Annotated in this window: 18 protein-coding genes and 1 pseudogene; 12 read left to right on the forward strand and 7 right to left on the reverse strand. The window is 71.4% G+C overall.

The window, feature by feature from the left end:
- The first annotated feature begins 38 nt into the window (after positions 1-38).
- Positions 39-1,409: an amino acid permease gene (locus tag ACQPWZ_RS12490; RefSeq protein WP_433571346.1), complete on the forward strand. Its 1,371-nt coding sequence runs from the start codon at positions 39-41 to the stop codon at positions 1,407-1,409.
- Between the two features lie 115 nt (positions 1,410-1,524).
- Positions 1,525-2,922, forward strand: a complete 1,398-nt coding sequence (locus ACQPWZ_RS12495) for an amino acid permease (protein ID WP_433571347.1) — start codon at positions 1,525-1,527, stop codon at positions 2,920-2,922.
- 62 nt (positions 2,923-2,984) lie between these two features.
- Here the strand turns inward: ACQPWZ_RS12495 and ACQPWZ_RS12500 are convergent, their stop codons facing one another.
- Positions 2,985-3,611: a histidine phosphatase family protein gene (locus ACQPWZ_RS12500; protein ID WP_340473116.1), complete on the reverse strand. Its 627-nt coding sequence runs from the start codon at positions 3,609-3,611 to the stop codon at positions 2,985-2,987.
- Positions 3,608-5,044, reverse strand: a complete 1,437-nt coding sequence (locus ACQPWZ_RS12505; protein ID WP_433571348.1) for an FGGY-family carbohydrate kinase — start codon at positions 5,042-5,044, stop codon at positions 3,608-3,610. Before ACQPWZ_RS12505 ends, ACQPWZ_RS12500 begins: the two co-directional genes overlap by 4 nt.
- Before the next feature lie 322 nt (positions 5,045-5,366).
- Between ACQPWZ_RS12505 and ACQPWZ_RS12510 the strand changes: the two genes are divergently transcribed.
- The 4 genes and pseudogenes from ACQPWZ_RS12510 to ACQPWZ_RS12525 all read left to right on the forward strand — a co-directional run bounded on the left by ACQPWZ_RS12510 (position 5,367) and on the right by ACQPWZ_RS12525 (position 9,757).
- Positions 5,367-6,380: a 2-hydroxyacid dehydrogenase gene (locus tag ACQPWZ_RS12510; protein WP_340473118.1), complete on the forward strand. Its 1,014-nt coding sequence runs from the start codon at positions 5,367-5,369 to the stop codon at positions 6,378-6,380.
- A 13-nt stretch (positions 6,381-6,393) separates the two neighbouring features.
- Positions 6,394-7,842, forward strand: coding sequence for an FGGY family carbohydrate kinase (locus ACQPWZ_RS12515; protein ID WP_433571349.1), 1,449 nt, complete (start codon positions 6,394-6,396; stop codon positions 7,840-7,842).
- A 96-nt stretch (positions 7,843-7,938) separates the two neighbouring features.
- Positions 7,939-9,002: pseudogene (locus tag ACQPWZ_RS12520) on the forward strand (glycerophosphodiester phosphodiesterase family protein).
- 119 nt (positions 9,003-9,121) lie between these two features.
- Positions 9,122-9,757: a superoxide dismutase gene (locus tag ACQPWZ_RS12525; RefSeq protein WP_433571350.1), complete on the forward strand. Its 636-nt coding sequence runs from the start codon at positions 9,122-9,124 to the stop codon at positions 9,755-9,757.
- 216 nt (positions 9,758-9,973) lie between these two features.
- Here the strand turns inward: ACQPWZ_RS12525 and ACQPWZ_RS12530 are convergent, their stop codons facing one another.
- Complete coding sequence (locus ACQPWZ_RS12530; RefSeq protein ID WP_340473123.1) at positions 9,974-10,615, reverse strand: DsbA family oxidoreductase; 642 nt, start codon at positions 10,613-10,615, stop codon at positions 9,974-9,976.
- 127 nt (positions 10,616-10,742) lie between these two features.
- Here ACQPWZ_RS12530 and pepN (ACQPWZ_RS12535) point away from each other — a divergent pair, with 127 nt between their 5' ends.
- Both pepN (ACQPWZ_RS12535) and ACQPWZ_RS12540 read left to right on the forward strand, forming a co-directional pair.
- Complete coding sequence (gene pepN / locus ACQPWZ_RS12535) at positions 10,743-13,319, forward strand: aminopeptidase N (protein ID WP_433571351.1); 2,577 nt, start codon at positions 10,743-10,745, stop codon at positions 13,317-13,319.
- A gap of 144 nt (positions 13,320-13,463) precedes the next feature.
- Positions 13,464-14,483: a hypothetical protein gene (locus ACQPWZ_RS12540; RefSeq protein ID WP_433571352.1), complete on the forward strand. Its 1,020-nt coding sequence runs from the start codon at positions 13,464-13,466 to the stop codon at positions 14,481-14,483.
- Positions 14,484-14,489: 6 nt separating this feature from the next.
- On the opposite strand, the gene ACQPWZ_RS12545 is transcribed toward ACQPWZ_RS12540, so the two are convergent.
- On the reverse strand, positions 14,490-15,632 hold the full coding sequence (locus ACQPWZ_RS12545) for a serine hydrolase domain-containing protein (RefSeq protein WP_433571353.1): 1,143 nt from the start codon (positions 15,630-15,632) through the stop codon (positions 14,490-14,492).
- A 341-nt stretch (positions 15,633-15,973) separates the two neighbouring features.
- Between ACQPWZ_RS12545 and ACQPWZ_RS12550 the strand changes: the two genes are divergently transcribed.
- The gene (locus ACQPWZ_RS12550) at positions 15,974-19,297 is read left to right on the forward strand and encodes a S8 family serine peptidase (RefSeq protein ID WP_433571354.1); all 3,324 of its coding nucleotides are present in this window, start codon (positions 15,974-15,976) and stop codon (positions 19,295-19,297) included.
- 229 nt (positions 19,298-19,526) lie between these two features.
- Complete coding sequence (locus ACQPWZ_RS12555) at positions 19,527-20,555, forward strand: aspartate-semialdehyde dehydrogenase (protein WP_327684171.1); 1,029 nt, start codon at positions 19,527-19,529, stop codon at positions 20,553-20,555.
- A gap of 26 nt (positions 20,556-20,581) precedes the next feature.
- Here the strand turns inward: ACQPWZ_RS12555 and ACQPWZ_RS12560 are convergent, their stop codons facing one another.
- Complete coding sequence (locus ACQPWZ_RS12560) at positions 20,582-21,130, reverse strand: DUF1203 domain-containing protein (RefSeq protein ID WP_433571355.1); 549 nt, start codon at positions 21,128-21,130, stop codon at positions 20,582-20,584.
- Between the two features lie 64 nt (positions 21,131-21,194).
- A complete protein-coding gene (locus ACQPWZ_RS12565) occupies positions 21,195-22,463 on the reverse strand; it encodes a flavin-dependent oxidoreductase (protein ID WP_433571356.1) in 1,269 nt (422 codons plus the stop codon).
- Between the two features lie 131 nt (positions 22,464-22,594).
- Here ACQPWZ_RS12565 and pepN (ACQPWZ_RS12570) point away from each other — a divergent pair, with 131 nt between their 5' ends.
- On the forward strand, positions 22,595-25,171 hold the full coding sequence (gene pepN / locus ACQPWZ_RS12570) for an aminopeptidase N (protein WP_356701827.1): 2,577 nt from the start codon (positions 22,595-22,597) through the stop codon (positions 25,169-25,171).
- 146 nt (positions 25,172-25,317) lie between these two features.
- Here the strand turns inward: pepN (ACQPWZ_RS12570) and ACQPWZ_RS12575 are convergent, their stop codons facing one another.
- Positions 25,318-26,166, reverse strand: coding sequence for a helix-turn-helix domain-containing protein (locus ACQPWZ_RS12575; protein ID WP_433571357.1), 849 nt, complete (start codon positions 26,164-26,166; stop codon positions 25,318-25,320).
- A gap of 144 nt (positions 26,167-26,310) precedes the next feature.
- On the opposite strand from ACQPWZ_RS12575, the gene ACQPWZ_RS12580 reads away from it, so the two are divergent.
- The gene (locus ACQPWZ_RS12580) at positions 26,311-26,916 is read left to right on the forward strand and encodes an NADPH-dependent FMN reductase (RefSeq protein WP_433571358.1); all 606 of its coding nucleotides are present in this window, start codon (positions 26,311-26,313) and stop codon (positions 26,914-26,916) included.
- The last annotated feature ends 12 nt before the right edge of the window (positions 26,917-26,928 follow it).

Genomic DNA, 26,928 nt, shown 5'->3' on the forward strand with positions numbered 1-26,928 from the left:
TGTAGGGTCCCACCAATCCATCGGAGAGTACGCGCACCATGCACGAGGCCCTGACGACCGACGAGCCGCTCGCACACGGGCTCAAGCAGCGTCATCTGACCATGCTGGGCCTCGGCGGGGTGATCGGCGCCGGGCTGTTCGTGGGTTCGGGCGCGGGGATCGCGGTCGCGGGTCCGGGCATCGTCCTGTCGTATCTGATCGCCGGCACCATCGCGATGCTGGTGATGCGGATGCTCGGTGAGATGTCCTCGGCCATGCCGGCGTCCGGCTCGTTCTCGGTGCACGCCGAGAAGGCGATCGGCCGCTGGGCCGGGTTCACCGTAGGCTGGCTCTACTGGTTCCTGCTGGTGGTCGTCCTCGCCGTGGAGGCGACGGCGGCGGCCACGATCGCCCACGACTGGGCACCCGCGCTGCCGCAGTGGGGCTGGGTCCTGGTCTTCATGGTGCTCTTCACCCTCGCCAACCTCACCGCCGTACGGAACTTCGGCGAATTCGAGTTCTGGTTCGCCGCGCTCAAGGTCGGCGCGATCGTGCTCTTCCTGATCCTCGGCACGCTCGCCGTCTTCGGTCTGCTGCCGGACACCGACCCGGTGGGCCTGACCCATCTCACCGGCGACGGAGGTTTTCTGCCGAACGGCTGGGGCGGGGTGATCTCCGGCGTCCTCGCCGTCGTCTTCGCCTTCGGCGGTCTGGAGGTCGTGACCATCGCCGCGGCGGAGACCGACGACCCGGCCCGTGCCGTGGGCCGCGCCGTACGCAGCGCTGTCGTCCGCATCCTCTTCTTCTATGTGGGCTCGATGCTGGTGATCGTGACCCTGCTGCCGTGGACCGCGCAGCAGGCGGGGCTGAGTCCGTATGTCACCGTGCTGGACTCGATCGGCATTCCGCAGGCCGGGCAGATCATGAACATCGTGGTGTTCGTGGCGCTGCTGTCGGCGCTCAACGCCAATCTGTACGGGGCCTCCCGGATGGTCTTCTCGCTCGCCGAGCGCGGCGAGGCTCCGCGCGGACTGCTGAGGATCTCCGGCGGAGGTGTGCCCCGGCGGGCCGTCCTCGCCTCGGTCGCGTTCGGCTTCGTCTCCGTGCTGCTCAATCTGAAGTGGCCCGACTCCGTCTTCCTCTATCTGCTCAACTCGGTCGGTGCGGTACTGCTGTTCGTGTGGGCGCTGATCGCCGTGTCGCAACTGCGGCTGCGCCGCCGGATCGAACGCGAGGCGCCCGGCACACTGACGCTGCGGATGTGGGCGTTCCCCTGGCTCACCTGGGCCACCCTGGCCGCGATGGCCGGTGTGCTGGTGCTGATGCTCACGGACGACACCGCCCGCCCTCAGGTGCTCTGGTCCAGTGGGGCCACGGCGGCGGTGCTGATCGTCGCCGGGGTGCGGGAACTACGGGCACGTCGTGGGTGAGTGTTCACCTTGTGTGAGCATGGTGCCCGTATAGCGGACATGTGTTCCCCGTCAGCGGGTGCTTGCCCAGACTGTGCTGCGCTCCCCCGTCTCAGCTACTGATCAGGGCACGCCCATGTCTCGGACTTCCGCGCCCGCGCCCGCCGACCGTCAGGACGACGTCGCGCTCTCGCACGGACTCAAGCAACGCCACCTCTCGATGATCGCCCTCGGCGGCGTCATCGGCGCCGGTCTCTTCGTCGGTTCCGGTGCGGGCATCGCCGCCGCCGGCCCGTCCATCGTCATCGCCTACGCGCTCTCGGGTCTGCTCGTCATGCTCGTGATGCGCATGCTCGGCGAGATGTCCGCGGCGAACCCGGCGTCCGGCTCGTTCTCGGTGCACGCCGAGCGGGCCATCGGCCCCTGGGCGGGCTTCACCGCCGGCTGGTCCTTCTGGTTCCTGCTCTGCGTCGCCGTCGGTCTGGAGGGCATCGGTGCCGCGAAGATCATGACGGGCTGGATGCCCGGAACCCCCGAGTGGGCGTGGGTCGCGCTGTTCATGCTGGTGTTCTGCGGCACGAACCTGGCGGCGGTGAAGAACTTCGGTGAGTTCGAGTTCTGGTTCGCCGCGCTCAAGGTCGGCGCGATCGCCCTGTTCCTCGGCATCGGCGTCCTCGCGATCACCGGTGTCCTGCCGGGCACGGACGCACCGGGAACCGCCAATCTGACGGGTGACGGCGGCTTCCTGCCCAACGGCACCGACGGGCTGGTCGTCGGTCTGCTCGCCTCCGTCTTCGCGTACGGCGGCCTGGAGACGGTCACCATTGCCGCGGCCGAGTCCGAGCACCCGGTCCAGGGCGTCGCGAAGGCGGTCCGCACCGCGATGTGGCGTATCGCCGTCTTCTACATCGGCTCCATGGCCGTCATCGTGACCCTGGTGCCGTGGGACGACCCGAAGGTCGTCGAGAAGGGCCCGTACGTCGCGACCCTCGACCACCTGGGCATCCCGGGTGCCGGCCAGATCATGAACGTGGTGGTGCTCGTCGCGCTGCTCTCCGCGATGAACGCCAACATCTACGGCGCCTCCCGCATGGCCTGCTCGCTGGTGGGGCGCGGCCAGGGCCCGAAGGCGCTCGGCCGGACGTCCGGCGGGGTGCCGCGCACGGCGGTGCTGGTCTCCTCGGTCTTCGGCTTCGGATGCGTGCTGCTGAGCTACTGGCGGCCGAACGACGTCTTCATGTGGCTGCTCAACATGATCGGCGCGATCATCCTGGTGGTCTGGATCTTCATCGCGGTCTCCCAGCTGCTGCTGCGCCGCCGGACGGAACGCGAGGACCCCTCGCGGCTGGTGGTGAAGATGTGGCTCTACCCGGCGCTGACCTGGGTGGCTCTGGCCGGCATGGCCGCGGTGTTCGTCCTGATGGCACGCGAGGCCGAGACGCGGACGCAGCTCCTCTACACGGGCGGGCTGACGCTGGCCCTGGCGGCGGTCGGGTATGCGCGGCAGGTGCGCGCACGCCGTTTGCAGGCCTGATCACGTCCCACTGATCCACGCGCCGAGGCCCGCCCCCGACCGGGGCGGGCCTCGGCGCGTTCTCAGCCGCCGGACAGGCCGGTGTCCACCGGCACGTTCAGGGACAGCAGCGCGGCCGTGCTGCCGGACAGCCGCAGTTCGCTGAGTGCCGCGTTGCGCAGTGAGGGGAACACCCGCCGGTACGCGGACAGTTCGATGCCCAGCAGCTCGCACAGCACCAGCCGCAGCAAGGTGTTGTGGGCCACCACCAGCACGCGCTGTCCCTCGTGCTCCCGCGCGATCCGGCACAGCGCGCTTGCGCCCCTGGCCGCCGCCGCCCGCGGGTCCTCCGCCTCGGGGAACGGATGAGCCGCGGGGTCCCTGGTGAACGCCGCCGCGGCGGAGGGGTTCTGCGCAGCGAACTCCGCGAGCGTGCGGCCCTCGACCACACCGAAGTCGCACTCCCGCAGGGCGTGTTCGCGCTGTGCCGTCAGCCCCAGCGCCCGGCAGGCGGGTTCGGCCGTCTCGATCGCGCGGGAGACCGTCGAGGTCCACACCGCGTCGACCGGATGGCGCGCCACCCACTGCCCCAACTGCTCCGCCTGCCTGCGGCCTTCGTCGGTGAGGGCGACGTCGCTCACCCCCGCGTAGCGGTTCTCGGCGTGCCACACCGTCCGGCCGTGCCGGGCGATCAGCAGGGTCGTACTCATGTCGGCCTCTCCGTGCTTCCTGTGCTCTCTGACCTTGCGGCGTTTCCGGTGCTTCCGGTGCTTCCCGGGTGCTCCGTGCGCGCTCGGGCGTGTGCGGCCAACGGGCCGGGCAGCCAGCCGCGCCGCTCCAGTTCACCCACCATCGTCAGATACGGCTCGGTGAACCGCTCGCCGCCACGCGGCCGCACCACATGCCGCAGCCGGACCATGCGTTCCGCCGCGTCGGCGACCGTGTCCGCGGACCCGGCTCCGTACGCGGCGAGTACGGCCATGCCCAGGGCCGGTTCGCTGTACTGCGGGACGCGCACCGGCCGTTGGAGGACCTCGGCCCGCAGCCGGGTCCAATAATCGCTGCGGACGGCGCCGCCGGTGAAGGTCAGCGGGCCGTCGACGGGCGCGCCCAGCAGATCCAGGTAGTCGAGGCAGAGGCGTTCGGTCAGAGCCACGCCCTGGAGCAGGGCCGCCCAGTGGTCGGCGTCGGAGGCGGGTCTGCCCAGGAGGAAGGCGGTGGCCTCGGGGGCGGTGAAGGGGAACCGTTCGCCCGGGGAGCCGAGCGGATAGGCGACCGCGCCCGCCGGCTCGAAGTCCTCGGCGCGCGCGTCGAGAGCGGCCGGGTCGGCGTCCGGGAAGGCCGCGCGCAGCGCCCCGCCGCCGACTCCCGACGCCCCGCCGGGCAGCCAGGTCCCGTCCGCGGACAGATGGCTGTAGACGACGCCGGCGGGATCGCGCAGCGGCTCGGCCGTGACCCCTTTGAGGACGAGGGTGGTGCCGAGGACCGAGTTCCAGGAGCCGACGGTGAGCGAGCCGGAGGCGATCTGGGCGGCGCATCCGTCGGTCATGCCGGCCACGACCGTCGTACCGGCCGGGATGCCGGTCTCTTCGGCGGCCTCGCGGGACACCTCGCCGAGCCGGGTGCCGGGGCGCACCACGTCCGGCAACACGCCCTCCGGCAGGCCCGGTTCTTCGAAGGCCCCGCGCTCGGCGTCGTACCCGGTCTTCAGGGCGTGGCTGGAGTCCGTGGGCAGCAGCCGGCCCGCGAGCCGGGCCACGATCAGATCGGCCTGGTGCAGGACGCGTGCCTCGCGCCCGGCGCCGTACTCGCGCAGCAGCCAGAGCGCTCTCCCGGGGCCGCGTCCCGGCGCCCGCCCGTCGTCGTACATCAGGGCGGTAGTGAGGGGGCGGCCGTTCCGGTCGGCGAGCAGGACCGTCCCCGAGGTGGAGCAGATGGCGAGGGCGCGGGGGCGGTGGCCGTCGCGCAGGGCCTCGCGGGCAGCCGCGCACACGGCGCTCCACCAGTCGTCCGGGCTCTGTTCGTGACGTACGCCGTCGCGGCGGCCGGTCAGGGGCGCCGAGCCGCTGCCGAGGACGGCGCCGTCGTCGGTGGCGACGACCGCGCGGACGCTCTGGGTGCCGAGATCGATGCCCATCCACATGGCGGCTCCTTTCGTGGGCCTCTCACTGTGCACCGGCAGAAGGGCGTGCCGGAGGGATTGACGCTCCCGAGCCGCCGTCCCACGCTCGGTTGACCGGTCGGCGGAGGCTGCGACGTCCGTGCGTCGTCCGGCGTCGACCGCGCGCCGTCCACCGCATGGGGTCCGGCGGCGGCTACGATCCGCTGCGTTCCTCCTTCCCCCGGCCGTGTGCGTGGCGGCCGTGCGGTCGGTGCACGAGCACAAGGTCCCTTGTCAGGTCTGCGCTCAGGGCTGTGGAAGGCGCCCCGGCACAGGCCGCGTACGACCCCCGCGGAGGCACTGCATGAAAGTCCTGGCTGCCGGCGACCACTTCGTCCTCAACTCCCTGATCGCCGAGGCCGTGCGCCACGATCTCGCCGGCTCCCCTCCCGAACTGACCGAGCTGACCCTGCCCTGGCCGCTCGAACCCTTCGGCAGGGTCGCCGAGGTCGACGAGGCGAGCGATGTCGAGGACGCGCTGATCGAGGCGCTCGACGGGGTGGAGGTGTGCGTGACACAGATGGCTCCCTTCACCGAGCGGGTGCTCGCCGCGTCTCCGTCCCTGCGGATGATCGCCGTCTGCCGCGGCGGCCCGGTCAATGTCAACACCGAGGCGGCCAAGGCGCGGGGCGTCAAGGTCTGCTTCGCGCCGGGCCGCAACGCCGCCGCCACGGCCGAGTTCACCGTGGGGCTGATGCTCGCGGCCCTGCGATCGATCCCCGAGGCGCACAACGCGCTGACCGGCAAGGCCGGCTGGGACGGCACGTACTACACGTACGAGCGCAGCGGCCTGGAGCTGGAGGACACCCCGGTCGGTCTGGTCGGCTACGGCGCGGTGGGCAGCCGGGTCGCGCGGGTGCTGTGCGCGTTCGGCGCCGAGGTGGAGGTGTACGACCCCTATGTGCGCGGCGATGTGCACGGCATGCGCGCGCCGACCCTGGACGCGCTGCTCTCCCGCTCCCGGGTCGTCACGCTGCACGCCCGCCTCACTCCCGAGACCCAGGGGCTCATCGGCGCCCGTGAACTGGCCCTGATGCCCCGCGGATCGGTGCTGGTCAACGCGGCGCGGGGCGGGCTGCTGGAGACCGGAGCGCTGTGCGACGCGCTGGACGACGGGCAGCTGGCCGCCGCCGCGCTCGACACCTACGAACAGGAGCCGCCGCCGCCCGGCTCACGGCTGTTCGACACCCCGAACCTGGTGCTCACCCCGCATCTGGGCGGTGCGAGCCGTGCCGTCGCCCGCAAGGCAGCGGCCATCGCGGCGGCGGAGGTGGCCCGTTACGTCCGGGGAGAACCGCTCGCGCACTGCCTCACCTGAGAGGACTTCTGCGATGACAGCCACGGCAGCCACGACAGACACGACGGCGTATGTCGGGATCGATGTCGGCACATCGGCCGTGAAGGCGGCGGCCTTCGACGCCGGGGGCCGCACGCTCGCGGTCGAGTCCCGGCCGGTCGGTCTCGACATCAAAGACGGCCGCGTCGAGCAGGACATGGACGAGGTGTACGGCGCGGTCGTGGACGTCCTGGCGGCGGTGACGGCCGCGGTGCCGGGGCCGGTCGAGCTGATCGGCCTCACCGGGCAGGGCGACGGCGTCTGGCTGGTCGACGACTCCGGCCGGCCGGTGCGCCCGGCGATCTCCTGGATGGACGGCCGCGCGCACGCCCTGGTCGACGCCTGGCAGGAGTCGGGGGTGCTCGCGTCGGTGTTCCGGCGCAACGGCGGCGCGATGTTCCCCGGTTCCCCCGGCCCGGTGCTCGCCTGGCTGGACCGGCACGAGCCCGCGTCGCTGGACGCGGCAGCGGCGGCCCTCACCTGCAAGGACATGGTCTTCCAGCGGCTGACGGGCACCCGGGCGACGGATGTCTCGGACGCGTCCATGCCGTTTCTCGACCCCCGCACCCGCACCTACGACGACGAGGTGCTGCAAGCGCTGGGGATCGCCCACCGCCGGGGGCTGCTGCCGGCGGTCAGCGATCCCGCAGCAACCGGTGAGCTCGCCTCGGGGACCCGGATCGCGAGCGGTCCCTACGATCTGGCCGCCTGCGCGCTCGGGGCGGGCGTCACCGCTCCGGGCGACGGTCTGCTGATCGTCGGCACCTGTCTGGCCTCGCTCGTCGCCACCCGCGAGCTCGATCTCACCGGTGAGCCGGCCGGGCTGTACATCTCCACCGACCGGACGGGGCAGTGGCTGCGCGCGATGCCGGCGATGGTCGGCACGGCCGCCCTGGACTGGGTGCTGAGGACGACCGGCGTGCAGCACACCGAGGTCGACGCGCTGCTCGACGCCACCCCGCCGGGCTCGCACGGGGTGCGGGTGCTGCCGTACTTCGCGCCGTCCGGTGAGCGCGCACCCTTCGTGGAGCCGCGACTGCGCGCCGAACTGACCGGGGTGTCGCTGGAGTCGACCACGGCGGATCTGGTGCGGGCCACCTGCGAGGGCATCGGGTTCGCGGCCCGGCACTGTCTGGACGCGGCGGGACTGTCCGGGTCCCTCGCGATCTGCGGCGGCGGCACCCGCTCCCCGGCCTGGATGCGGCTGTTCGCGGAGGTGCTGGGCAGGCCGCTGCGGATCGTCGAGGGCGAGGTCGGGGCGCGCGGCGCCGTGCTGGCGTCGGCGGAACGGCACGGTGTGGAGCTGGACACCGCCGCCTGGACCGCACCGACCGCGGTCGTCGAACCGGACCCGGAGCGCTCGGAGTTCTACGCACAGGCCTACGAGGAGCATCTGGAACGGCTGGCCGGCTCACGGGCCCGTGCCCGCGCCGCGCGGACATGACCTGGACACCTCACGTCCCCCCGGCCGCCACCCGGCGTGGCGAGCGTGGTGCTCCGCGCCACCCACCACGACCGCGTGCCCCAGAGGGAGACCCGTATGTCCGCAATGCCGAAACGCCGTTCGATCCTTCTCGCGGCAGGCGCGGCGACCGCCGCGTCCGCCGTTGCGTCCCCCGCCGTGGCGGCCCGTCAGCGGCCGGGCCCCGGACGGCCGTTGGTGATCGGTCACCGCGGCGCGGCGGGCTGGCGGCCCGAGCACACCGCCGCGTCGTACACCTTCGCCGTACAGGCGGGCGCCGACTGGATCGAGCCGGATCTGGTGCCCACCAAGGATCATGTGCTGGTCGTCCGCCATGAGAACGAGATCTCGCAGACGACCGATGTCGCGAGGCGCGCGGAGTTCGCCCCACGAAGACCGTCGACGGGCGGGCGGTGACCGGCTGGTTCACCGAGGACTTCACGCTCGCCGAGCTGAAGACCCTGTGGGCCGTCGAGCGGCTGCCCCTGGTCCGCAACCGCAACACCGTCTTCGACGGCACCCAGCGGATCATGACGTTCCAGGAGGTCGTCGACCTCGCCCGCCGGCTGTCCCGGAGCCACGGCCGCACCGTCGCCGTGTTCCCGGAGACCAAGCACCCCACCTATTTCCGCTCGATCGGGCTGCCGCTGGAGCGGGAACTCGTGCGGGTGATCCGCCGCAACAGGCTCGGCGCGCGCGAGTGCGTCGTCCAGTCCTTCGAGCCGTCGAGCCTGCTGCACATCGCCGAGGCCCGGCTGCGTCTGCCGCTGTGGCAGGCCCTCGGGACCACCGGCGGCCCCTTCGGGCACGACACGACGTACGCGCGGATGATGACGCCGCAGGGGCTGCGGAGCATCGCGGAGTACGCGGACTGGATCGGGCCGGACAAGTCGTCCCTCGTCGCGCCCTCGCCGCTGCTGGCGGACGCGCACGCGGCGGGTCTGCGGGTGGGTGCCTACACCTTCCGGGCGGAGAACCAGTTCCTGCCGCAGGCGCTGCGCCGGGGCACCGACCCGAACGGCTTCGGTGACGCGTTCGCCGAGTACGCCCTGCACTACGGATCGGGCGTGGACGCGGTCGTCACCGATTTCCCCGATCTCGCGGTGATCGCCCGGGACGCGGCGGACAACGGGGCGCAGTGACGGTCCCGGAAGAGAGCCGGGCGGTGGGTCCCAGGACTTACGCCTGATCATCTCCGGTCCCTCTTGCTGCTAGCGTGCACTTGCATAAGATGTGCAATAAGCAGTCGGAGGGACCGGTCATGGCCATTTACACGCTTCCTGAACTTCCGTACGACTACGCGGCGCTCGAACCGGTCATCAATCCCCTGATCGTCGAGCTCCATCACGACAAGCACCACGCCGCCTACGTCAAGGGCGCCAACGACACGCTGGAGCAGCTGGAGGAGGCGCGCGACAAGGAGGCGTGGGGGTCGATCAACGGGCTGGAGAAGAACCTCGCGTTCCACCTGTCCGGCCACATCCTGCACAGCATCTACTGGCACAACATGACCGGCGACGGCGGCGGCGAGCCGCTGGAGAAGGACGGCGTCGGCGACCTCGCGGACGCGATCGCCGAGTCGTTCGGCTCCTTCGCCAAGTTCAAGGCCCAGCTCACCAAGGCCGCCGCGACCACCCAGGGCTCCGGCTGGGGCGTGCTCGCCTACGAGCCGGTCAGCAGGCGGCTGATCGTCGAGCAGGTCTACGACCACCAGGGCAACGTCGGTCAGGGCTCCGTGCCGATCCTGGTCTTCGACGCCTGGGAGCACGCCTTCTATCTCCAGTACAAGAACCAGAAGGTCGACTTCATCGACGCCATGTGGGCGGTCGTCAACTGGCAGGACGTGGCGAAGCGCTACGCCGGGGCCAGGGAGCGCACCCCGCTCATCGCCCCGTGAACCCCTGAACGGCCCCGGAGACGGGCGCACCGGACGTCCTGCTCGTGATCGTCTTCTCAACCTTCGCGTGCGGACGGAATGACGAAGGACCCCCGCGAGGACATGACTCGCGGGGGTCCTTCCGGTCCGGGGTGCCTTCCGGTCCCGGGGGCCGTCCCGTCCGGGGGGCGGGACGGCCCCCGGACGGACGATTCGGAGGCCGGTGAAGTCCGGGTCTCAGAGGTTGGAGAAGTCCGGCCCCTGGGTACGGGTGCGCTTGATCTCGTAGAAACCGGGGACCGAAGCCACCAGCAGCGTGCCGTCCCAGAGCTTCGCCGCCTCCTCACCCTGGGGAGCAGGGGTGACGACGGGACCGAAGAAGGCGATCTGGTTGCCGTCGGCGCCGGGGACCGCGATGACCGGGGTGCCGACGTCCTGGCCGACCTTGTCGATGCCCTCCTGGTGGGAGGCCCGCAGCTCGGTGTCGTACTCGGTGGAGTCGGCGTAGTCCGCCAGCTCGGCCGGGAGGCCCACGTCCTTCAGAGCGCCGGCGACCGCCTCGGGCGTCGGCCCCTCGCCCAGGTTGTGGAAGCGGGTGCCGAGCGCGGTGTAGAGCCGGCCGAGGACCTCGTCGCCGTGCTTCTGCTGGGCCGCGATGGCCACCCGGACCGGGCCCCAGGCCTGCTTCATGCCCTCGCGGTATTCCTCGGGGAGCTCGTCCAGCCTGTGCTCGTTCAGCACGGCGAGGCTCATCACATGCCAGCGGACCTCGATGTCCCGGACCTTCTCCACCTCCAGGACCCAGCGGGAGGTCATCCAGGCCCACGGGCACAGCGGGTCGAACCAGAAGTCCACGGGTGTCTTGCCGTTCTCGGACATGTCTCTCCTCATCGGGAACGCGGCGTGCGCCTGGATCGCACAACGCCGCCCGTCACCGGTCGATTCCCGGATACCGGCCGCCAGGTGCACATGGGAGGATCGGTGCTGTCGAACGAGTCACGAAGGAGTGCCCGTGCCCGGTGAGAATCTGTCCCGCGACGAGGCCCGTCGCCGGGCCGAGCTGACGTCCGTCGACGGGTACGAGGTGTTCCTCGACCTGCGGTCCGCGGTCGGGGAGCTCCCGGAGGGCTCGGGGCCACGCACCTTCCGTTCGGTGACGACCATCCGGTTCCGCTGCGCACAGCCCGGCGCCTCGGCCTTCGTCGATCTGATCGCCCCGTCCGTCACCGAGGTGACGCTGAACGGCGAGAAGCTGGACCCGGCAGCCGTCTTCGACGGTTCCCGTATCGCGCTGGGCTCCCTCGCCGCCGAGAACGTGCTGGTGGTGGACGCCCAGTGCGCGTACAGCCGCACGGGTGAGGGGATGCACCGGTTCGTCGACCCGGAGGACGGCGAGGTCTACCTCTACACCCAGTACGAGCCCGCGGACGCGCGCCGGGTGTTCGCCTGCTTCGAGCAGCCGGACCTCAAGGCACCGTTCCGCTTCGAGGTGACCGCGCCCGACGCGTGGACCGTCTGGAGCAACGGCGCCGGCGAGCGGGCGGCCGACGGCGTGTGGCGGTTCGCCGAGACCAAGCCGATCTCGACGTACATCACCGCTGTGGTGGCGGGCCCGTACCACTACGTCACCGACCTCTACACCCGCACCCTGGACGACGGAACGACCCTGGAGATCCCGCTCGGCGCCATGTGCCGCAAGGGGCTCGCCCGGCACTTCGACGCCGGTGACATCTTCCTGGTCACCAAGCAGGGCCTGGACTTCTTCCACGACCGGTTCGACTACCCGTACCCCTTCGGCAAGTACGACCAGGCCTTCGTGCCCGAGTACAACATCGGCGCGATGGAGAACCCCGGCTGTGTGACCTTCCGCGAAGAGTTCGTCTTCCGCGGCCAGGTGACGCAGGCCTCCTACGAGCGCCGGGCCAACGTCATCCTGCACGAGATGGCGCACATGTGGTTCGGCGACCTGGTGACCATGGTGTGGTGGGACGACCTGTGGCTGAAGGAGTCCTTCGCGGACTTCATGGGCACCTTCTCCATGGTCGGCGCGACCCGCTTCACCAACGGCTGGATCACCTTCGCCAACAACCGCAAGTCCTGGGCGTACCGCGCCGACCAGCTGCCCTCCACGCACCCGGTCACGGCCGACATCCGCGACCTGGAGGCCGCCAAGCTCAACTTCGACGGGATCACCTACGCCAAGGGCGCGTCCGTCCTCAAGCAACTGGTGGCGTACGTCGGGCAGGACGCCTTCCTGGAGGGCGCCCGCCGGTACTTCAAGCGGCACGCGTACGGCAACACCCGGCTCGGCGATCTGCTCTCCGTGCTGGAGGAGACGTCCGGGCGCGACATGGCCGCGTGGTCGCGCTCCTGGCTGGAGACCGCCGGGGTCAACTCCCTGACACCACTGGTGACCTGCGACGCGGCCGGCCGGATCACCGAGCTCGCCGTCCTCCAGGACGGTGACCAACTGCGGCCCCACCGCGTGGCGGTGGGCCTCTACCGGCGCGAGGACGGCGACCTGGTGCGCTACGCACGCGCCGAGATCGACGTCACCGGCGCCTCGACGGCCGTCGACGAACTGGTCGGTGAGGAGCGGCCGGAGCTCGTCCTGGTGAACGACGAGGACCTGACCTACTGCAAGATCCGCTTCGACGAGAGTTCGCTGACGACACTGCGCGCCCACCTCGGCGACCTCACCGACCCGCTGGCACGGGCGCTGTGCTGGTCGGCGCTGTGGAACCTCACCCGGGACGCGCTGATGCCCACGCGCGACTTCGTGGACCTGGTGCTCCGGTGCGCGGGCCGGGAGTCGGACATCGGCGTGCTCCAGATGCTGCACGCCTGGGCCCGCTCGGCGCTGGTGCACTACGCCGCGCCCGAGTGGCGCGAGGAGGGCGGCCGGCTGCTCGCCGAGGGCGCGCTGCGTGAACTGCGGGTCGCCGAGCCCGGCAGCCAGCACCAGCTGACCTGGGCGCGGTTCTTCGCGACGACGGCCGCCTCGGCGGCCGATCTCCAGCTGCTCCAGGGGCTGTTGGCGGGCACGGCGAAGATCGACGGCCTCGATGTGGACCAGGAGCTGCGCTGGGCCTTCCTGCTGCCGCTGGCCTCGCACGGGGTCGCGGACGAGGCGGAGATCGCGGCGGAACTGGCCCGCGACGACACCGCGTCGGGCAGGCGTCACCAGGTGCGCTGCCTCGCGGCCCGCCCCTCGCCCGCCGTCAAGGACCAGGCGTGGGCGCAGGTGGTCGAGTCGGACGCGCTCTCCAACGCCCTGGTGGAGGCCACGATCTCGGGCATGGTGCAGCCGAACCAGCGCGAGCTGCTGGCGCCGTTCGCGCCCGCCTACTTCGCGGCCATCGCACGGGTGTGGGAGGAGCGCTCCATCCAGATCGGCATGGACGTCGTGCGGGGGCTCTACCCCTCGCTCCAGGACAACGCCTCGACACTGGCCGCGACGGACGCCTGGCTGTCCGCGCACGAGGACGCACCGCCCGCGCTGCGGCGGCTCGTCCTGGAGTCCCGGGACGATCTCGCACGCGCGCTCCGCGCTCAGGAGTGCGATGCGGCGGCGGCGCTGTGACCTGCCGGGCCACGGGCGTACCCCCGTTTGGGGGAACCGTACTCGGCTGTCGAACGTCCGTACTTTAGGACGGCGTTGTCCTGAATTGTCGACGAGCGTGTAACAGCGGTTAGCGAGGGGGTCGGGCGCGGGCATCCCGGCAGCATGAACAACACCCCGCTCTCCCCCCTCCCCCTCAGCCACCTGTCCGACGTGCACAGCCGCGTGCTCTCCACCGCGCAGCTGCGGGCCCACGGTGTCTCCCCCGCCCGGATCACCGAGCAGTGCCGGCCCGGCGGGCCCTGGCAGCCGCTGCTGCCCGGGGTGTATCTGCTGCACCCCGGGGCGGCCACCAGCGAGGAGCGGCTGCACGGCGCGCTGCTCTACGCGGGGCGGCCGGTCATCCCCGCCCAGGGCGACCGCCCGGACACCCCCCGGTTCGGCGAGGCCATGGTCACCGGGCTCGCGGCCCTCGCGCTGCACGGGTTCTCGTCCGCGCCCGCGCTGCTCTCGCTCGACCGCATCGACATCCTCGTCCCGCGCACCCGGCGGTTGCGGTCGACCGGCTGCGCCCGGATCGTCCGCGCGCACTCCCTGCCGAGACCGGAGGAGATCACCGGCCTTCCGGTGGCACCCGTGCCCCGCGCGCTCGCCGACGCGGTCGCGGAGCTCACCGACGCCGACGCGGTACGGCGAGTGCTCACCGAGGCGGTGCGCGGCGGCCACTGCGAACCGGGCGCCGTCGTCACCGAGTTGAACCGCGCACGGTTGCTCTCGCGCACCCATGTGGTCGACGCGGTCGACTCACTGCTCGCCGAGGGGCGCTCGCTCGCCGAGGACCGGCTGTACGAGATGGTGCGGCTGCACGCTTTGCCCGACCCGGTCTGGAACGTGGATCTGCGGCTGCCCGGCGGTCCGCATCTGGGTGGTGTGGACGCCTACTGGCCCGAGCAGTCCGTCGCCGTCGAGCTGGACACCCGTGCCCCGCGCCACGACGAGGACGCGCTGTGGTCCGAATACGCCCGCAAGCGGGAGCACTTGGAGCGGCTCGGCATCACCGTCGTCCACATCACGCCGAAGAAGCTGCGGGAGTCGCTGGAGCAGCAGGCGACCGTGGTGCGCACCGCCCTGATGGCGGCCGCGGACCGCGACCCCGCGGCGTACCTCGTGGTGCTGCCCCGCTGACGGCGCTCAGCCGCAGAACTCGGCCTCGGCGACCGCGAGATCACCCCCGGACCAGTCGCCGTTGACGTTCACGGCGAGGGAGTGGAGCGCGTCCCGGGTGGTCAGCGCCTGGGACGAGGAGCCGTGGACATCGCCCCGGTGACCCCAGACGGCGGTGCCGCAGCTCAGCTCCAGCCGCATCAGCCCCAGCCCGTACCGTCGGCCGGGCCTGCGCGGGTCCATGGCGACCGTCGTGGTCATCTCCTTCAGCTGCCGCGGCGGCAGGAGACCGCCCTTCAGCAGCGTCCGGTAGAAGCGCTGGAGATCGGCCGAGTCGGAGATCATCTCGCCGGCCGCCCCGGCCATCGACGGATTGACGGCGCTCACGTCGTGGACACTCGCCGCCGGATCGTCGGAGAGCCTGGAGTACGCCCGGCTGCCGGGACGCGGCGGCCGCGGGTCGGTGCCGGGGACGGAGGTGGCACTCAGACGGAGCGGGCGCAGGATGCGGCGCTCGATCTCCTCGGCGTACGAGTGCCCGGTCACCTTCTCGACGGTCATCCCGGCGAGGACGTAGTTGGTGTTGGAGTACTTCCAGTCCGTACCGGGGGCGAAGTCGGGCGGGTGGCGCAGGGCGAGGTCCACCAGCTGCCGGGGGGTCCAGGTGTCGTAACGGTGCTCGAAGAAGCCGTCGCGGAGCACCTGCTCCACGAAGGTCCCGTCCCTGGTGTAACTGGATATCCCGCTCGTGTGGTTGAGCAGCTGCCGCAGGGTGATGCGGCTCCCGTCGTGGCCGTTCCCGTGGACCGTGCCGGGCAGCCATCGCTCCACGGTGTCGTCGAGGCTCAGCCGGCCCTCGGCCTCCAGCTGGAGCAGGACGGTGGCGACGAAGGTCTTGGTGATGGACCCGACGCGGTAGCGGTCCCGCGGCGAGCGTTCGCGTCCGCTGCGCAGATCACCGGCGCCCGCGGTGCCGCTCCACCGGCCGTTGCGGTCGCGCGCCTCGGCGACGACACCGGGGGCGCCGTCGCGCACGGCGGCCTCGATGGCCTGGCGGGTGGGGAAGTGGCGGTCGGCGGCGCTGCCGGCGACGGCCGGAGTCACCAGGGCACCGGCGGCCATGGCCACCAGCGCCAGGGTGGTCGCGGTCCGGATCCGGCGGGGCGGCATGTCAGCCCCCGCCTCCCCCGGGCCGGGACCCGGACTGTTCACTCATGCGCAGAGAATACGAGAGCGCCGTCCCGCGACGCCTCGCCCCTCGGCACCCTTCACCGGTGCCCGGCGGCCCCGGTGCGCCGCTCGTGAAGATGTCGTGGCGCCGCGCCTGCCGCGAGAGTTGAATCTCGTTCGGTAACTCCCTGTTTGTCCACGGTGGCGCATTGTCCGCAGTGGCGGATGTATGCCATGGCCACATCACGCCTCCGCCAACTCTCCACAAACCCCTGTCACTTACGAAAGGCTGAGCGGTCATCCGGCACCGAATTCCGGACCTTCTCTTTCACCGACCAGGGATGCTGATGACCCTCGAATCCCAGAGCTCCATATCCGGGCGCTCCGTACCAGGTCACAGACGCGTCGCCCGCATTGCGGCCGCCGCGTCGATGGTGACCGCACTCGTGGCCGCAGGCGCCGTACCGGCGTTCTCCGCCACTCCCGCCGACGACCCGGGTACCACCGCGGGCGTCAAGGCGGCGAAGTCCTCCGACAAGCTCGGGTCGGCGGACGCCGAACTGCTCGCCCAGGCCGAGGCCAAGGGCGACAAGAGCGTCACCGTCATGGTCGCCACCGCCCCCGGGGCCACCGAGCAGGTCGCCGGCCAGCTCGACGACGTCAAGGGCGCGGTCCTCGGCAGGACGTACGACAAGCTCGGCTACGTACGGGCCACCCTCCCGACGGCCACCGCGAAGAGCGCGCTGAAGGCCGCCGCCAAGCTGTCCAGCGTGCACGGGATCGACCTCGAGCACGAGGTGAAGCTCGACGACCCGACGCCGGCCGCGGACACCACCAAGGCCGCGCGCACCGCGTCGCGGCAGGCCGCCGCGTACCCGGCCCCCGGGAAGAGCACCCCGGCGAAGAACCCGTACAACCCCTCCTTCGAGACGGGCGCGGTCGACTTCGTCAAGCAGAACCCCAAGGCCGACGGCCGCGGCGTGACCATCGGCATCCTGGACTCCGGTGTCGACCTCGGTCACCCGTCGCTCCAGAAGACCACCACCGGCGAGCGCAAGATCGTCGACTGGGTCACCGCGACCGACCCGGTCTTCGACGGCGATGCCACCTGGCGCCAGATGCGCGTCGACGTGGCCGGCCCGACGTTCGCCGTCAACGGCCGTACGTACACCGCTCCGGCGGGCGCGTACAAGTTCAACCTGTTCGCCGAGGCCGCCACCCGCGGCGGCGACATGGCCGGTGACCTCAACCGCGACGGCGACACCACCGATGTGTGGGCGCTGCTGTACGACCCGGGCACCCGCACCGTGCGCGTCGACCTCAACAACGACGCGAACTTCGCCAACGACACCGTGATGAAGGCCTACAAGAACGGCTTCCAAATCGGCTACTTCGGCAAGGACAACCCGGCCACCGAAGTCGTCGAGCGCATCCCGTTCGTCATCGAGGTGCGCAAGGACGTCGTATACAACGCCGCGGGCGCCACCGCCGACTACGTCAACATCGGCGTCATCGAGTCCGAGCACGGCACGCACGTCGCCGGCATCACCGCGGCCAACAGCCTCTTCGGCGGCAAGATGAACGGCGCGGCGCCCGGCGCCAAGCTGGTCTCCTCGCGCGCCTGCACCTGGAGCGGCGGCTGCACCAACATCGCGCTCACCGAGGGCATGGCCGACCTGGTCATCGACCGCGGCGTGGACATCGTCAACATGTCCATCGGCGGCCTGCCGCCGCTGAACGACGGCAACAACGCCCGCGCCGAGCTCTACAACCGCCTGATCGACACCTACGGTGTCCAGCTGGTCATCTCGGCCGGCAACGAGGGCCCGGGCACCAACACCCTCGGCGACCCCGCGGTCGCCGACAAGGTCATCTCGGTCGGCGCGGCCATCTCCAAGGAGACCTGGGCCGCCAACTACGGCTCCGGCGTGACCAAGAAGTACGCCATGCTGCCCTTCTCCTCCCGCGGTCCGCGCGAGGACGGCGGCTTCACGCCCACGATCACCGCGCCCGGCGCGTCGATCAACACCACCCAGACCTGGCTGCCCGGCGGCCCGGTCGCGGAGGCGGGCTACCAGCTCCCGGCCGGCTACTCCATGCTCCAGGGCACCTCGATGTCCTCGCCGCAGGCCGCCGGCGCGAGTGCGCTGCTGCTCTCGATGGCCAAGCAGCGCGGTATCGACCTGACCCCCGCGAAGCTGCGCACCGCTCTCACCAGCACCGCGAAGAAGATCGCCGGTGTGCAGGCGCACGAGCAGGGCTCCGGCCTGATCAACGTCGTCGACGCGTGGGACGCCATCAAGAACGGCGCCACCGCCCACGAGTACAGCGTCAAGGCCCCGGTCGACACCGCGATCGACTTCGCGCTGAAGACCCCGGGCTTCGGCACCGGCCTCTACGACCGCGAAGGCGGCCTGCAGGCGGGCAAGGCCAAGACGTACGACGTCACGGTCACCCGCACCACCGGTCCCAAGGGTGCGCTCGCGCACACGCTGAACTGGAAGTACAACGACGGGACCTTCCGTCTGCTCGGCGGCGACCTGGTCCGGCTGCCGCTGAACCAGCCGGTCACCGTCACCGTCCAGGCCCGTCCCAAGACGGCCGGCGTGCACAGCGCCATCCTGGAGGCGGACGACCCGCGCACCGAGGGCATCGACAAGCAGATCCTCTCGACCGTGGTCGTCTCCAAGCCGCTCGCGAAGCCCGCGTACAGCTTCTCGGCCGCCGGCTCGGTGCAGCGCAACAGCCACACGTCGTACTTCGTCACGGTGCCGGAGGGCGCGAAGACCCTCGAGGTCGCGCTCGGCGGGCTGGCCGACAAGAGCCAGACCCGGTTCATCGGCATCCACCCCTACGGTGTGCCGGTCGACGACAGCTCGACGATCAACTGCTACCCGAACTACCCGAACCCGGCCAACACCTGCCGCCCGGACCTGCGCTCGTACCCCGAGCCCACGCCCGGTGTCTGGGAGATCGAGGTCGAGTCGCGCCGTACGTCCCCGCTGCTGGACAACCCGTACAAGCTGGACGTCACGGTGCTGGGCGCCACCTTCGACCCGGCCGTGCAGACGCTCCCCGAGGCGAAGGTCGGCACGCCGGCCCCCGTCGAGTGGAAGGTCACGAACGACTTCGCGCCGATCGACGGCAAGCTCGCCGGCGGCTCGCTGGGCTCCGCCAAGGTCGCCCGGCCGTCCATCGGCCAGGGTGAGTCGCAGGAGTCCACGGTCACCGTCGGAGAGGGCGTCGAGCGTCTGGACGTCGCCATCGGCGGCGTCTCGGACACCAACGCCGACCTGGACCTGTCGGTCTTCCTCGACGGCGTGCTCGTCGGCCAGGCCGCCGACGCGGACTCCGAGGAGGCCGTCAGCCTGCTGAAGCCCGCCGCGGGCACGTACACCGTCGTGGTCGACGGCTACGCCGTCCCGGCCGGCACCACCGAGTACGACTACCGCGATGTGTTCTTCGCGCCGTCGCTCGGCGAGGTCAAGGTCCCCTCCACCCCGGTCAAGCTGGCCAACGGCGCCTCGGCGCAGGTCACGGCCGAGGTCGTGGTGGCCGGTGCGGCTCCCGAGGGACGTCAGTTCTTCGGCGAGGTGCGCCTGGAGAACGCGCGCGGCACCGCCGCGGGCGCCGGCAGCGTCGTGATCGAGAAGGTCACGCCGTAACCACCGGATGAAGCGAACAGGGGCGGGCGTCCGGCAACGGGCGCCCGCCCTTCGCCATGTCCCGCCCGTCGCCTGTCCCCGCCCGTCGCCTGTCCTGCCCTCCACCATGTCCTGTGTCACACATTCCGCCCTTCGGACAATGGATTGGACAAGGCGCCCGGTGGCATACGCATCATGGAGCACCACCCAGGCCAGCGAAGATGCACGAAAAGGTACGAAGGAGACGTCCGTGAGGGTCGGAATCGTCGGAGCCACCGGTCAGGTCGGCACAGTCATGCGCAAGATCCTCGCCGAGCGGAAGTTCCCGGTCGACGAGCTGCGGCTGTTCGCCTCGGCCCGTTCGGCCGGTTCCACGATCACGTGGGAAGGCCGCGACATCACCGTCGAGGACGCGGCCGCCGCCGACTACTCCGGTCTGGACATCGTGCTCTTCTCCGCCGGCGGCGCGACCTCCAAGGCGCTCGCCGAGAAGGTCGCGTCCCAGGGTGCCGTCGTGATCGACAACTCCTCGGCCTGGCGTCGCCACCCCGAGGTGCCGCTGGTCGTCTCCGAGGTCAACCCGCACGCGATCAAGGACCGCCCGAAGGGCATCATCGCCAACCCGAACTGCACGACGATGGCCGCGATGCCGGTCCTCAAGCCGCTGCACGTCGAGGGCAGCCTCACCTCCCTGGTGGCCACCACCTACCAGGCCGTCTCCGGTTCCGGCGTCGCCGGTGTCGCCGAGCTGGACGGCCAGGTGAAGCAGACGGTCGAGCGCGCCGCCGAGCTCACCCACGACGGCGAGGCCGTCGACTTCCCCGAGCCGGGCGTCTACAAGCGGCCCATCGCCTTCAATGTCCTGCCGCTCGCGGGCAACCTGGTCGACGACGGCTCCTTCGAGACCGACGAGGAGCAGAAGCTCCGCCACGAGTCGCGCAAGATCCTGGAGATCCCCGAGCTCAAGGTCTCCGGCACCTGTGTGCGCGTGCCCGTCTTCTCCGGCCACTCGGTGCAGGTCAACGCCCGCTTCGAGCGGCCCGTGAGTGTCGAGCGCGCCTACGAGCTGCTCGAGCACGCCGCGGGCGTGGAGCTCTCGGAGATCCCGACGCCGCTCCAGGCGGCCGGCAAGGACGCCTCGTACGTGGGCCGCATCCGGGTCGACGAGACCGTCGACAACGGCCTGGCGCTGTTCCTGTCCAACGACAACCTCCGCAAGGGCGCGGCACTGAACGCCGTGCAGATCGCGGAGCTGGTGGCGGACGAGCTGCGCGGCTAGGGCCTGTCGACGAGGCCCTCATCGCCTCAGGCGGCCCGGGGCCGCCGCACCTCGAAGTGGAAGCAGCCGTACTCGACGGCACGTACGTGCACCAGCGCGACGGCCGGGTCGGCGAAGGCTTCCGCGATCGCCGCGTCGAAGGCTTCGGTGGCCGCCTCCGGGATCTCCAGGAGGCGGCCTCCTGCTATCCGGCCGTCGGCGTCGTAGCGGCGCAGTGTGCGCAGCGCACCCGGCCGGGCGAAGGGGTAGCCGTCCCGGGGCGCGGGCCCCTCGCACTCCTCGGCGTGGATGAAGACGGGTCCCTGCTCGTCGTACGCGCCGGGCCGCGCCCAGCTCTCGGCGGCCCAGCGGCGAAGCGGGGCGTACGAGACGAGGGCGATGGACTCGCCCACCCTGCTGGGGCGGAGGCAGCAGCGCAGCGGTGCGCCGCCCTCCGGATCGCTGAAGGGCTCGCAGGCGTGGCCCGCGTCGTCGGCGGCGCGGAGCTGCCGCAGGGCGGCCAGTTCGACGGCTCGGACGGTCCACCGTGCGGGTGCTGCCGCCGCGGGTGCGGGTGTCAGGGGTGTCTGTGTCATGGCTTCAGCGTGGCGCTGTACGGGCCCGGTTTCCGGCGGGATTCGGACGTCACGTTCGCCTGTGTCAGTGGGGCCCGCGCGACGGGCCCGCGCCCGCGTCGCCGGGGCCCGACGTTCTGCGATAGGCCGCGTCGATGGAGGCCAGTTCCTCCGCGGTGAGCACGTCCTCCACGCGCTCGAAGCCGTCCGGGGCGCGCTCGGCCACTGCCTGGAGCAGCCGGTCGGCGGGCATCTCGCGCATCGCGCGCACCAGGGCACCGGTCAGCGGGGCGCGCTCGCTCTCGTACGCCCGCAGCGCGGAGGGCACGGACGCGGCGGACCTCAGGGCGCGGGCCAGCGCCCGTGCGTCGAGCACCGCCTGCGAGCCGCCGTTCGAGCCGATCGGGTACATCGGGTGGGCCGCGTCCCCGAGCAGCGTCACCCGGCCGCGGCCCCAGCCCTCCAGCGGATCGCGGTCGGCCATCGGGTACTCCAGGATCTCCTCGGTCCCGGCCAGCATGGCCGGCACATCGAGCCCGAGCCGCTCCAGCTTCCAGTCCGCGTAGTGCGCGAGGACATCGGCGAGCCGTCCGGTGCGGTTCCACGCGGCGCCTTCGACCGGGCCGCCCTCGGCGACCCGGACCTCGCACACCCAGTTGAGCAGTGCCTCCCCGCGCTCCTCGGCGCGGCGCGAGATGGGGTAGACGACCAGCTTGGCCGTGGCGTTGCTGCCCACGATGGCCATCGTGCGGCCGCCGAGGAACGGCTCGGCGCGTACCGTGCCGCGCCACATCCGGACGCCGTTCCAGAGCGGGAGCCGCTGCTCGCCGGGGTGCAGCAGGGCGCGCACCCGGGAGTGCAGCCCGTCGGCTCCGATCAGTGCCTCCGCCCGCTCGGTGGTGCGGGCGCCGGTCACCGTCGACCGCAGGAGGACGCGCAGCCCGTCCGCGTTCTCCTCGAAGCCGTCGAGAGCCGTGCCGGTGCGCACGGCGTCCACTCCGAGCCGGTCCCGGACAGCCTCGTGCAGCAGGGCCTGGAGCTCGCCGCGGTGGAGCGAGTACTGCGGCCGGAGATGGCCCTGTGCGAGGCCGCGGGGCTCGGACCAGATGCGGTTGCCGTACCGGTCGAAGTGCGCCATCTCGGCGGTGGGCACGGCGACCCGGGCGAGGGCGTCGCCGAGGCCGAGGGCGGTGAGTTCCTCGACGGCGTGCGGCAGCAGATTGATGCCGACGCCGATCGGCCGGAGCTCCGCCGCCGCCTCGACCAGCCGGACCCGTATCCCTGCCCGGTGCAGGGCGAGGGCGGTGGTGAGCCCTCCGATCCCTGCCCCCGCGACGAGCACGTCGACACCCATATCGCTCCCCCTCAGGTCCCCGGTCCCCCGCAGCGTACTGGCGCGGGTGCACGGCGCCCTTACTCACAGGCGGTGGACCGGGGCACCGTGAAAAGATGGGTGGAACTGTCACGAACCGAGGAGATGACCGCGTGCCTGGCACGAATCTGACCCGCGAAGAGGCGCAGCAGCGGGCGCGCCTGCTGACCGTGGACTCGTACGAGATCGATCTCGATCTGAGCGGTGCGCAGGAGGGCGGGACCTACCGGTCCGTGACCACCGTGCGCTTCGACTCCGCCGAGGACGGCGCGGAGAGCTTCATCGATCTGGTCGCCCCGGCGGTCCACGAGGTCGTGCTGAACGGCAAGGCGCTGGACGTCGCCGCCGTGTTCCGCGACTCGCGCATCGCGCTGAAGCATCTGCACGCCGGGCGCAACGAGCTGCGGGTGGTCGCCGACTGCTCGTACACCAACACCGGTGAGGGCCTGCACCGTTTCGTCGATCCGGTGGACCAGCAGGCGTATCTCTACACGCAGTTCGAGGTACCGGACGCCCGCCGGGTGTTCGCCGGCTTCGAGCAGCCGGACCTCAAGGCGACGTTCCGGTTCACGGTGACCGCCCCCGAGGGCTGGACCGTGATCTCCAACTCGCCGACGCCGGAACCGGAGGACAACGTCTGGCGCTTCGAGCCGACGCCCCGGATCTCCACGTACATCACGGCGCTCATCGTCGGTCCGTACCACGCGGTCCACAGCTCGTACGAGAAGGACGGCCAGTCCGTCCCGCTGGGCATCTACTGCCGGCCCTCGCTGGCCGAGTTCCTGGACGCGGACGCGATCTTCGAGGTCACCCGGCAGGGCTTCGACTGGTTCCAGGAGAAGTTCGACTACGCGTACCCCTTCGCCAAGTACGACCAGCTCTTCGTCCCCGAGTTCAACGCGGGCGCGATGGAGAACGCGGGCGCGGTGACCATCCGCGACCAGTACGTCTTCCGCTCCAAGGTGACGGACGCGGCGTACGAGGTACGGGCCGAGACCATCCTGCACGAGCTCGCCCACATGTGGTTCGGCGACCTCGTCACCATGGAGTGGTGGAACGACCTGTGGCTGAACGAGTCGTTCGCCACCTACACCTCCATCGCCTGCCAGGCCGCCGCGCCCGGCTCCCGCTGGCCGCACTCGTGGACCACGTTCGCGAACTCGATGAAGACGTGGGCGTACCGGCAGGACCAACTGCCGTCCACGCACCCGATCATGGCCGAGATCGGTGACCTGGACGACGTCCTGGTCAACTTCGACGGCATCACGTACGCCAAGGGCGCCTCGGTGCTCAAGCAGCTCGTCGCGTACGTCGGCGAGGACGAGTTCTTCCGCGGTGTGCAGGCGTACTTCAAGGCGCACGCCTTCGGCAACACCCGGCTGACCGACCTGCTCGGCGCGCTGGAGGAGACCTCCGGCCGGGATCTCCGGACCTGGTCGCAGAAGTGGCTCCAGACGGCCGGCATCAACATCCTGCGCCCGGAGATCGAGCTGTCGGACGAGGGCCACGTCACCTCCTTCTCCGTACGCCAGGAGGCCCCCGCGCTGCCCGCCGGCGCCAAGGGCGAGCCCATCCTGCGCCCGCACCGGATCGCGATCGGCTGCTACGACCTCGACGCCGCCGGCAAGCTGGTGCGCACGAGCCGGATCGAGCTGGACGTCGACGGCGAGCTCACCGATGTGCCCTTCCCACAGAACACCCGCCGCCCCGCGGTGATCCTGCTCAACGACGACGACCTGACGTACGCGAAGGTCCGGCTCGACGAGGAGTCGCTGAAGGTCGTCACCGAGCACCTCGGCGACTTCACCGAGTCGCTCCCGCGCGCGCTGTCCTGGGCCTCCGCCTGGGACATGACCCGCGACGGCGAACTGCCGGCCCGCGCCTATCTGTCGCTGGTCCTGTCGGGTATCGGCAAGGAGTCGGACATCGGTGTGGTCCAGTCGCTGCACCGCCAGGTGAAGCTGGCGATCGACCTGTACGGCGCGCCCGAGTGGCGCGAGGCGGGCCTGACCCAGTGGACCGACGCCACCCTCGCGCACCTGCGGGCCGCCGAGGCGGGCAGCGACCACCAGCTGGCCTGGGCACGGGCGTTCGCCGCGACGGCTCGGACCCCGCAGCAGCTCGATCTGCTCCAGGCGCTGCTGGACGGCACCGAGTCGGTCGAGGGCCTGGCCGTGGACACCGAGCTGCGCTGGGCGTTCGTGGAGCGCCTGGCCTCGGTGGGGCTGCTGGAGGAGGACGAGATCGCGGCGGAGTACGAGCGGGACAAGACGGCCGCCGGCGAGCGCCATGCGACGACCGCGCGTTCCGCCCGGCCGACGCCGGAGGCCAAGGCCGAGGCGTGGGCGTCCGTCGTGGAGAGCGACAAGCTGCCCAACTCCATGCAGGAGTCGGTGATCGCGGGCTTCGTCCAGAGCGACCAGCGCGAACTGCTCGCCCCGTACGCGGAGAAGTTCTTCTCCTCGGTCAAGGGCGTGTGGGAGTCCCGCAGCCACGAGATGGCCCAGCAGATCGCGGTCGGTCTCTACCCGTCCCTCCAGGTCTCCCAGGACACACTGGACACCACCGACGCCTGGCTGGACTCCGCGGAGCCGAACGCGGCGCTCCGGCGGCTGATCTCGGAGTCGCGCGCCGGTGTGGAGCGGGCGCTGAGGGCGCAGGCGGCCGACGCGGCCTCCGCCTCCGCGTAGCAGGACAGTCAGCTCAGGCCGTTGACCGGCCGCGGCGGTCCGTACGCACCGGACCGCCGCGGTGACTTTCCAGCGACGGCCGCGCTTCGGGCGCCCGGACCGCAGGGTCCGGGCGCCTTCGCGTTCTCCGGGGGCGGGTCGTCGCCTCAGACCGCGCGCAGGCCGCCCGGCCGGCGCCCGGTGAGGCGGTCCAGGGCAGTGGCCGTGGCCTCGTCGGCCGGGAGATGGATCAGCAGGCGCTGGTCGTCGTCGGCCGGCAGCTCCAGCATCTCGTGGGCGAGGCGCAGTTCGCCCGCCTCGGGGTGGGCCCACCGGGTCACGCCCGTCGACCTCGGCAGACCCGGGAGACTCTCCACACGCCCCGAGAAGCCGGTGCCCGCAGTGAGCGCCAACTCGTCGGCGAGGAGGGCGATATGGGGGTCGGCGCGGAACGGGCCCTCCTTGAGCGTGGCGACCAGTTCGTCCGCGACACGGTCCCAGCCGGGGTAGAGCGTCCGTGCCCGCTCGTCGGTGAACACGAAGCGCGCCAGATTGGGCGGAGTGCCGTCCAGCAGTCCGACGGGTCCGGCGAGACGGGCGTACCCGTCCGTCCAGGCGAGCTGGTCGCTCAGCCGGTTCAGCAGCACGGCAGGCGCGGGCTCCAGCCGCTCCAGCAGGGCGCGGACGGTAGGGCGGACCGTTCTGCTCGGTCCCGCGTCCCCACGGCAGGTGAACCCGCCGTCCGCCGCCTTGATCAGCCGGTGCAGATGCATGCGTTCGGCCGGGGTGAGCCGCAGCGCATCGGCGAGCGCGGACAGCACCTGCGGTGACGGCCTGCGGTCGCGCCCCTGCTCCAGCCGGGTCACGTACTCGACACTCACGCCCGCGAGCGTGGCCACCTCGGAGCGGCGCAGACCGGGCGTACGGCGGCGGGAGCCGGCCGGCAGGCCCACCTCGGCGGGTGTGACGGCTTCGCGGCGCGTCCGCAGGAACAGGCCGAGCTCGTTGTCACTCACCTTTCGAACGTAACAGCCGTGGCCGGCCGGATCGTGGCCCTGCCACTACCAGCATCGGCCCGGTCTTCCTGGCACGGGCGCCGGAGCGCAGGTTGGTGGGACATCCCGGCCCGACCGGCCGGCCCGTTCGACAAGGAGCACCTCATGTCCGATGCGACTCTTCAGCTCGCGGTGATCATCGGCAGTGTCCGGGAGGGGAGGTTCGGCCCGGTGGTGGCGCGCTGGTTCGCCGAACAGGCCGAGCAGCACGGCGCGTTCGCCGTCGATGTGATCGACCTGGCGGATACGCCGCTGCCGCTGGAACTGCCGCCCGCGCCTCCCGCGCTGGAGCCTCACATGGCCCGCCCGGAAGGGATGGCGGACCTGACGCGGCGACTCGGGGCGGCGGACGCGGTCGTCGTGGTGACGCCCGAGTACAACCGCAGTTTCCCGGCGTCCCTGAAGGCGGCCGTCGACTGGCACTACACCCAATGGCAGGCCAAGCCGGTCGGCTTCGTGGGCTACAGCGGGGGCAGCGGCGGCATTCTGGCGATGGAACAACTGCGCCAGGTCTTCGGGGAACTGCACGCGCACACGCTGCGGGACGTCGTGTCCTTCCCGCGCTACTACCTGCTGTTCGACCAGGACGGCACGCTCAAGGAGCCCGAGGGCCCGGCGGGGGCGGCGAAGGTGATGCTGGACCGGCTGCTGTGGTGGGGCTCGGTGCTGCGGGACGCCCGGCGTGAGAGGCCGTTCACGGCCGAGCTCTAGGGAGTGTCCGCA

It is taken from the genome of Streptomyces sp. CA-251247 (assembly GCF_050952975.1).
GTDB lineage: Bacteria > Actinomycetota > Actinomycetes > Streptomycetales > Streptomycetaceae > Streptomyces > Streptomyces achmelvichensis.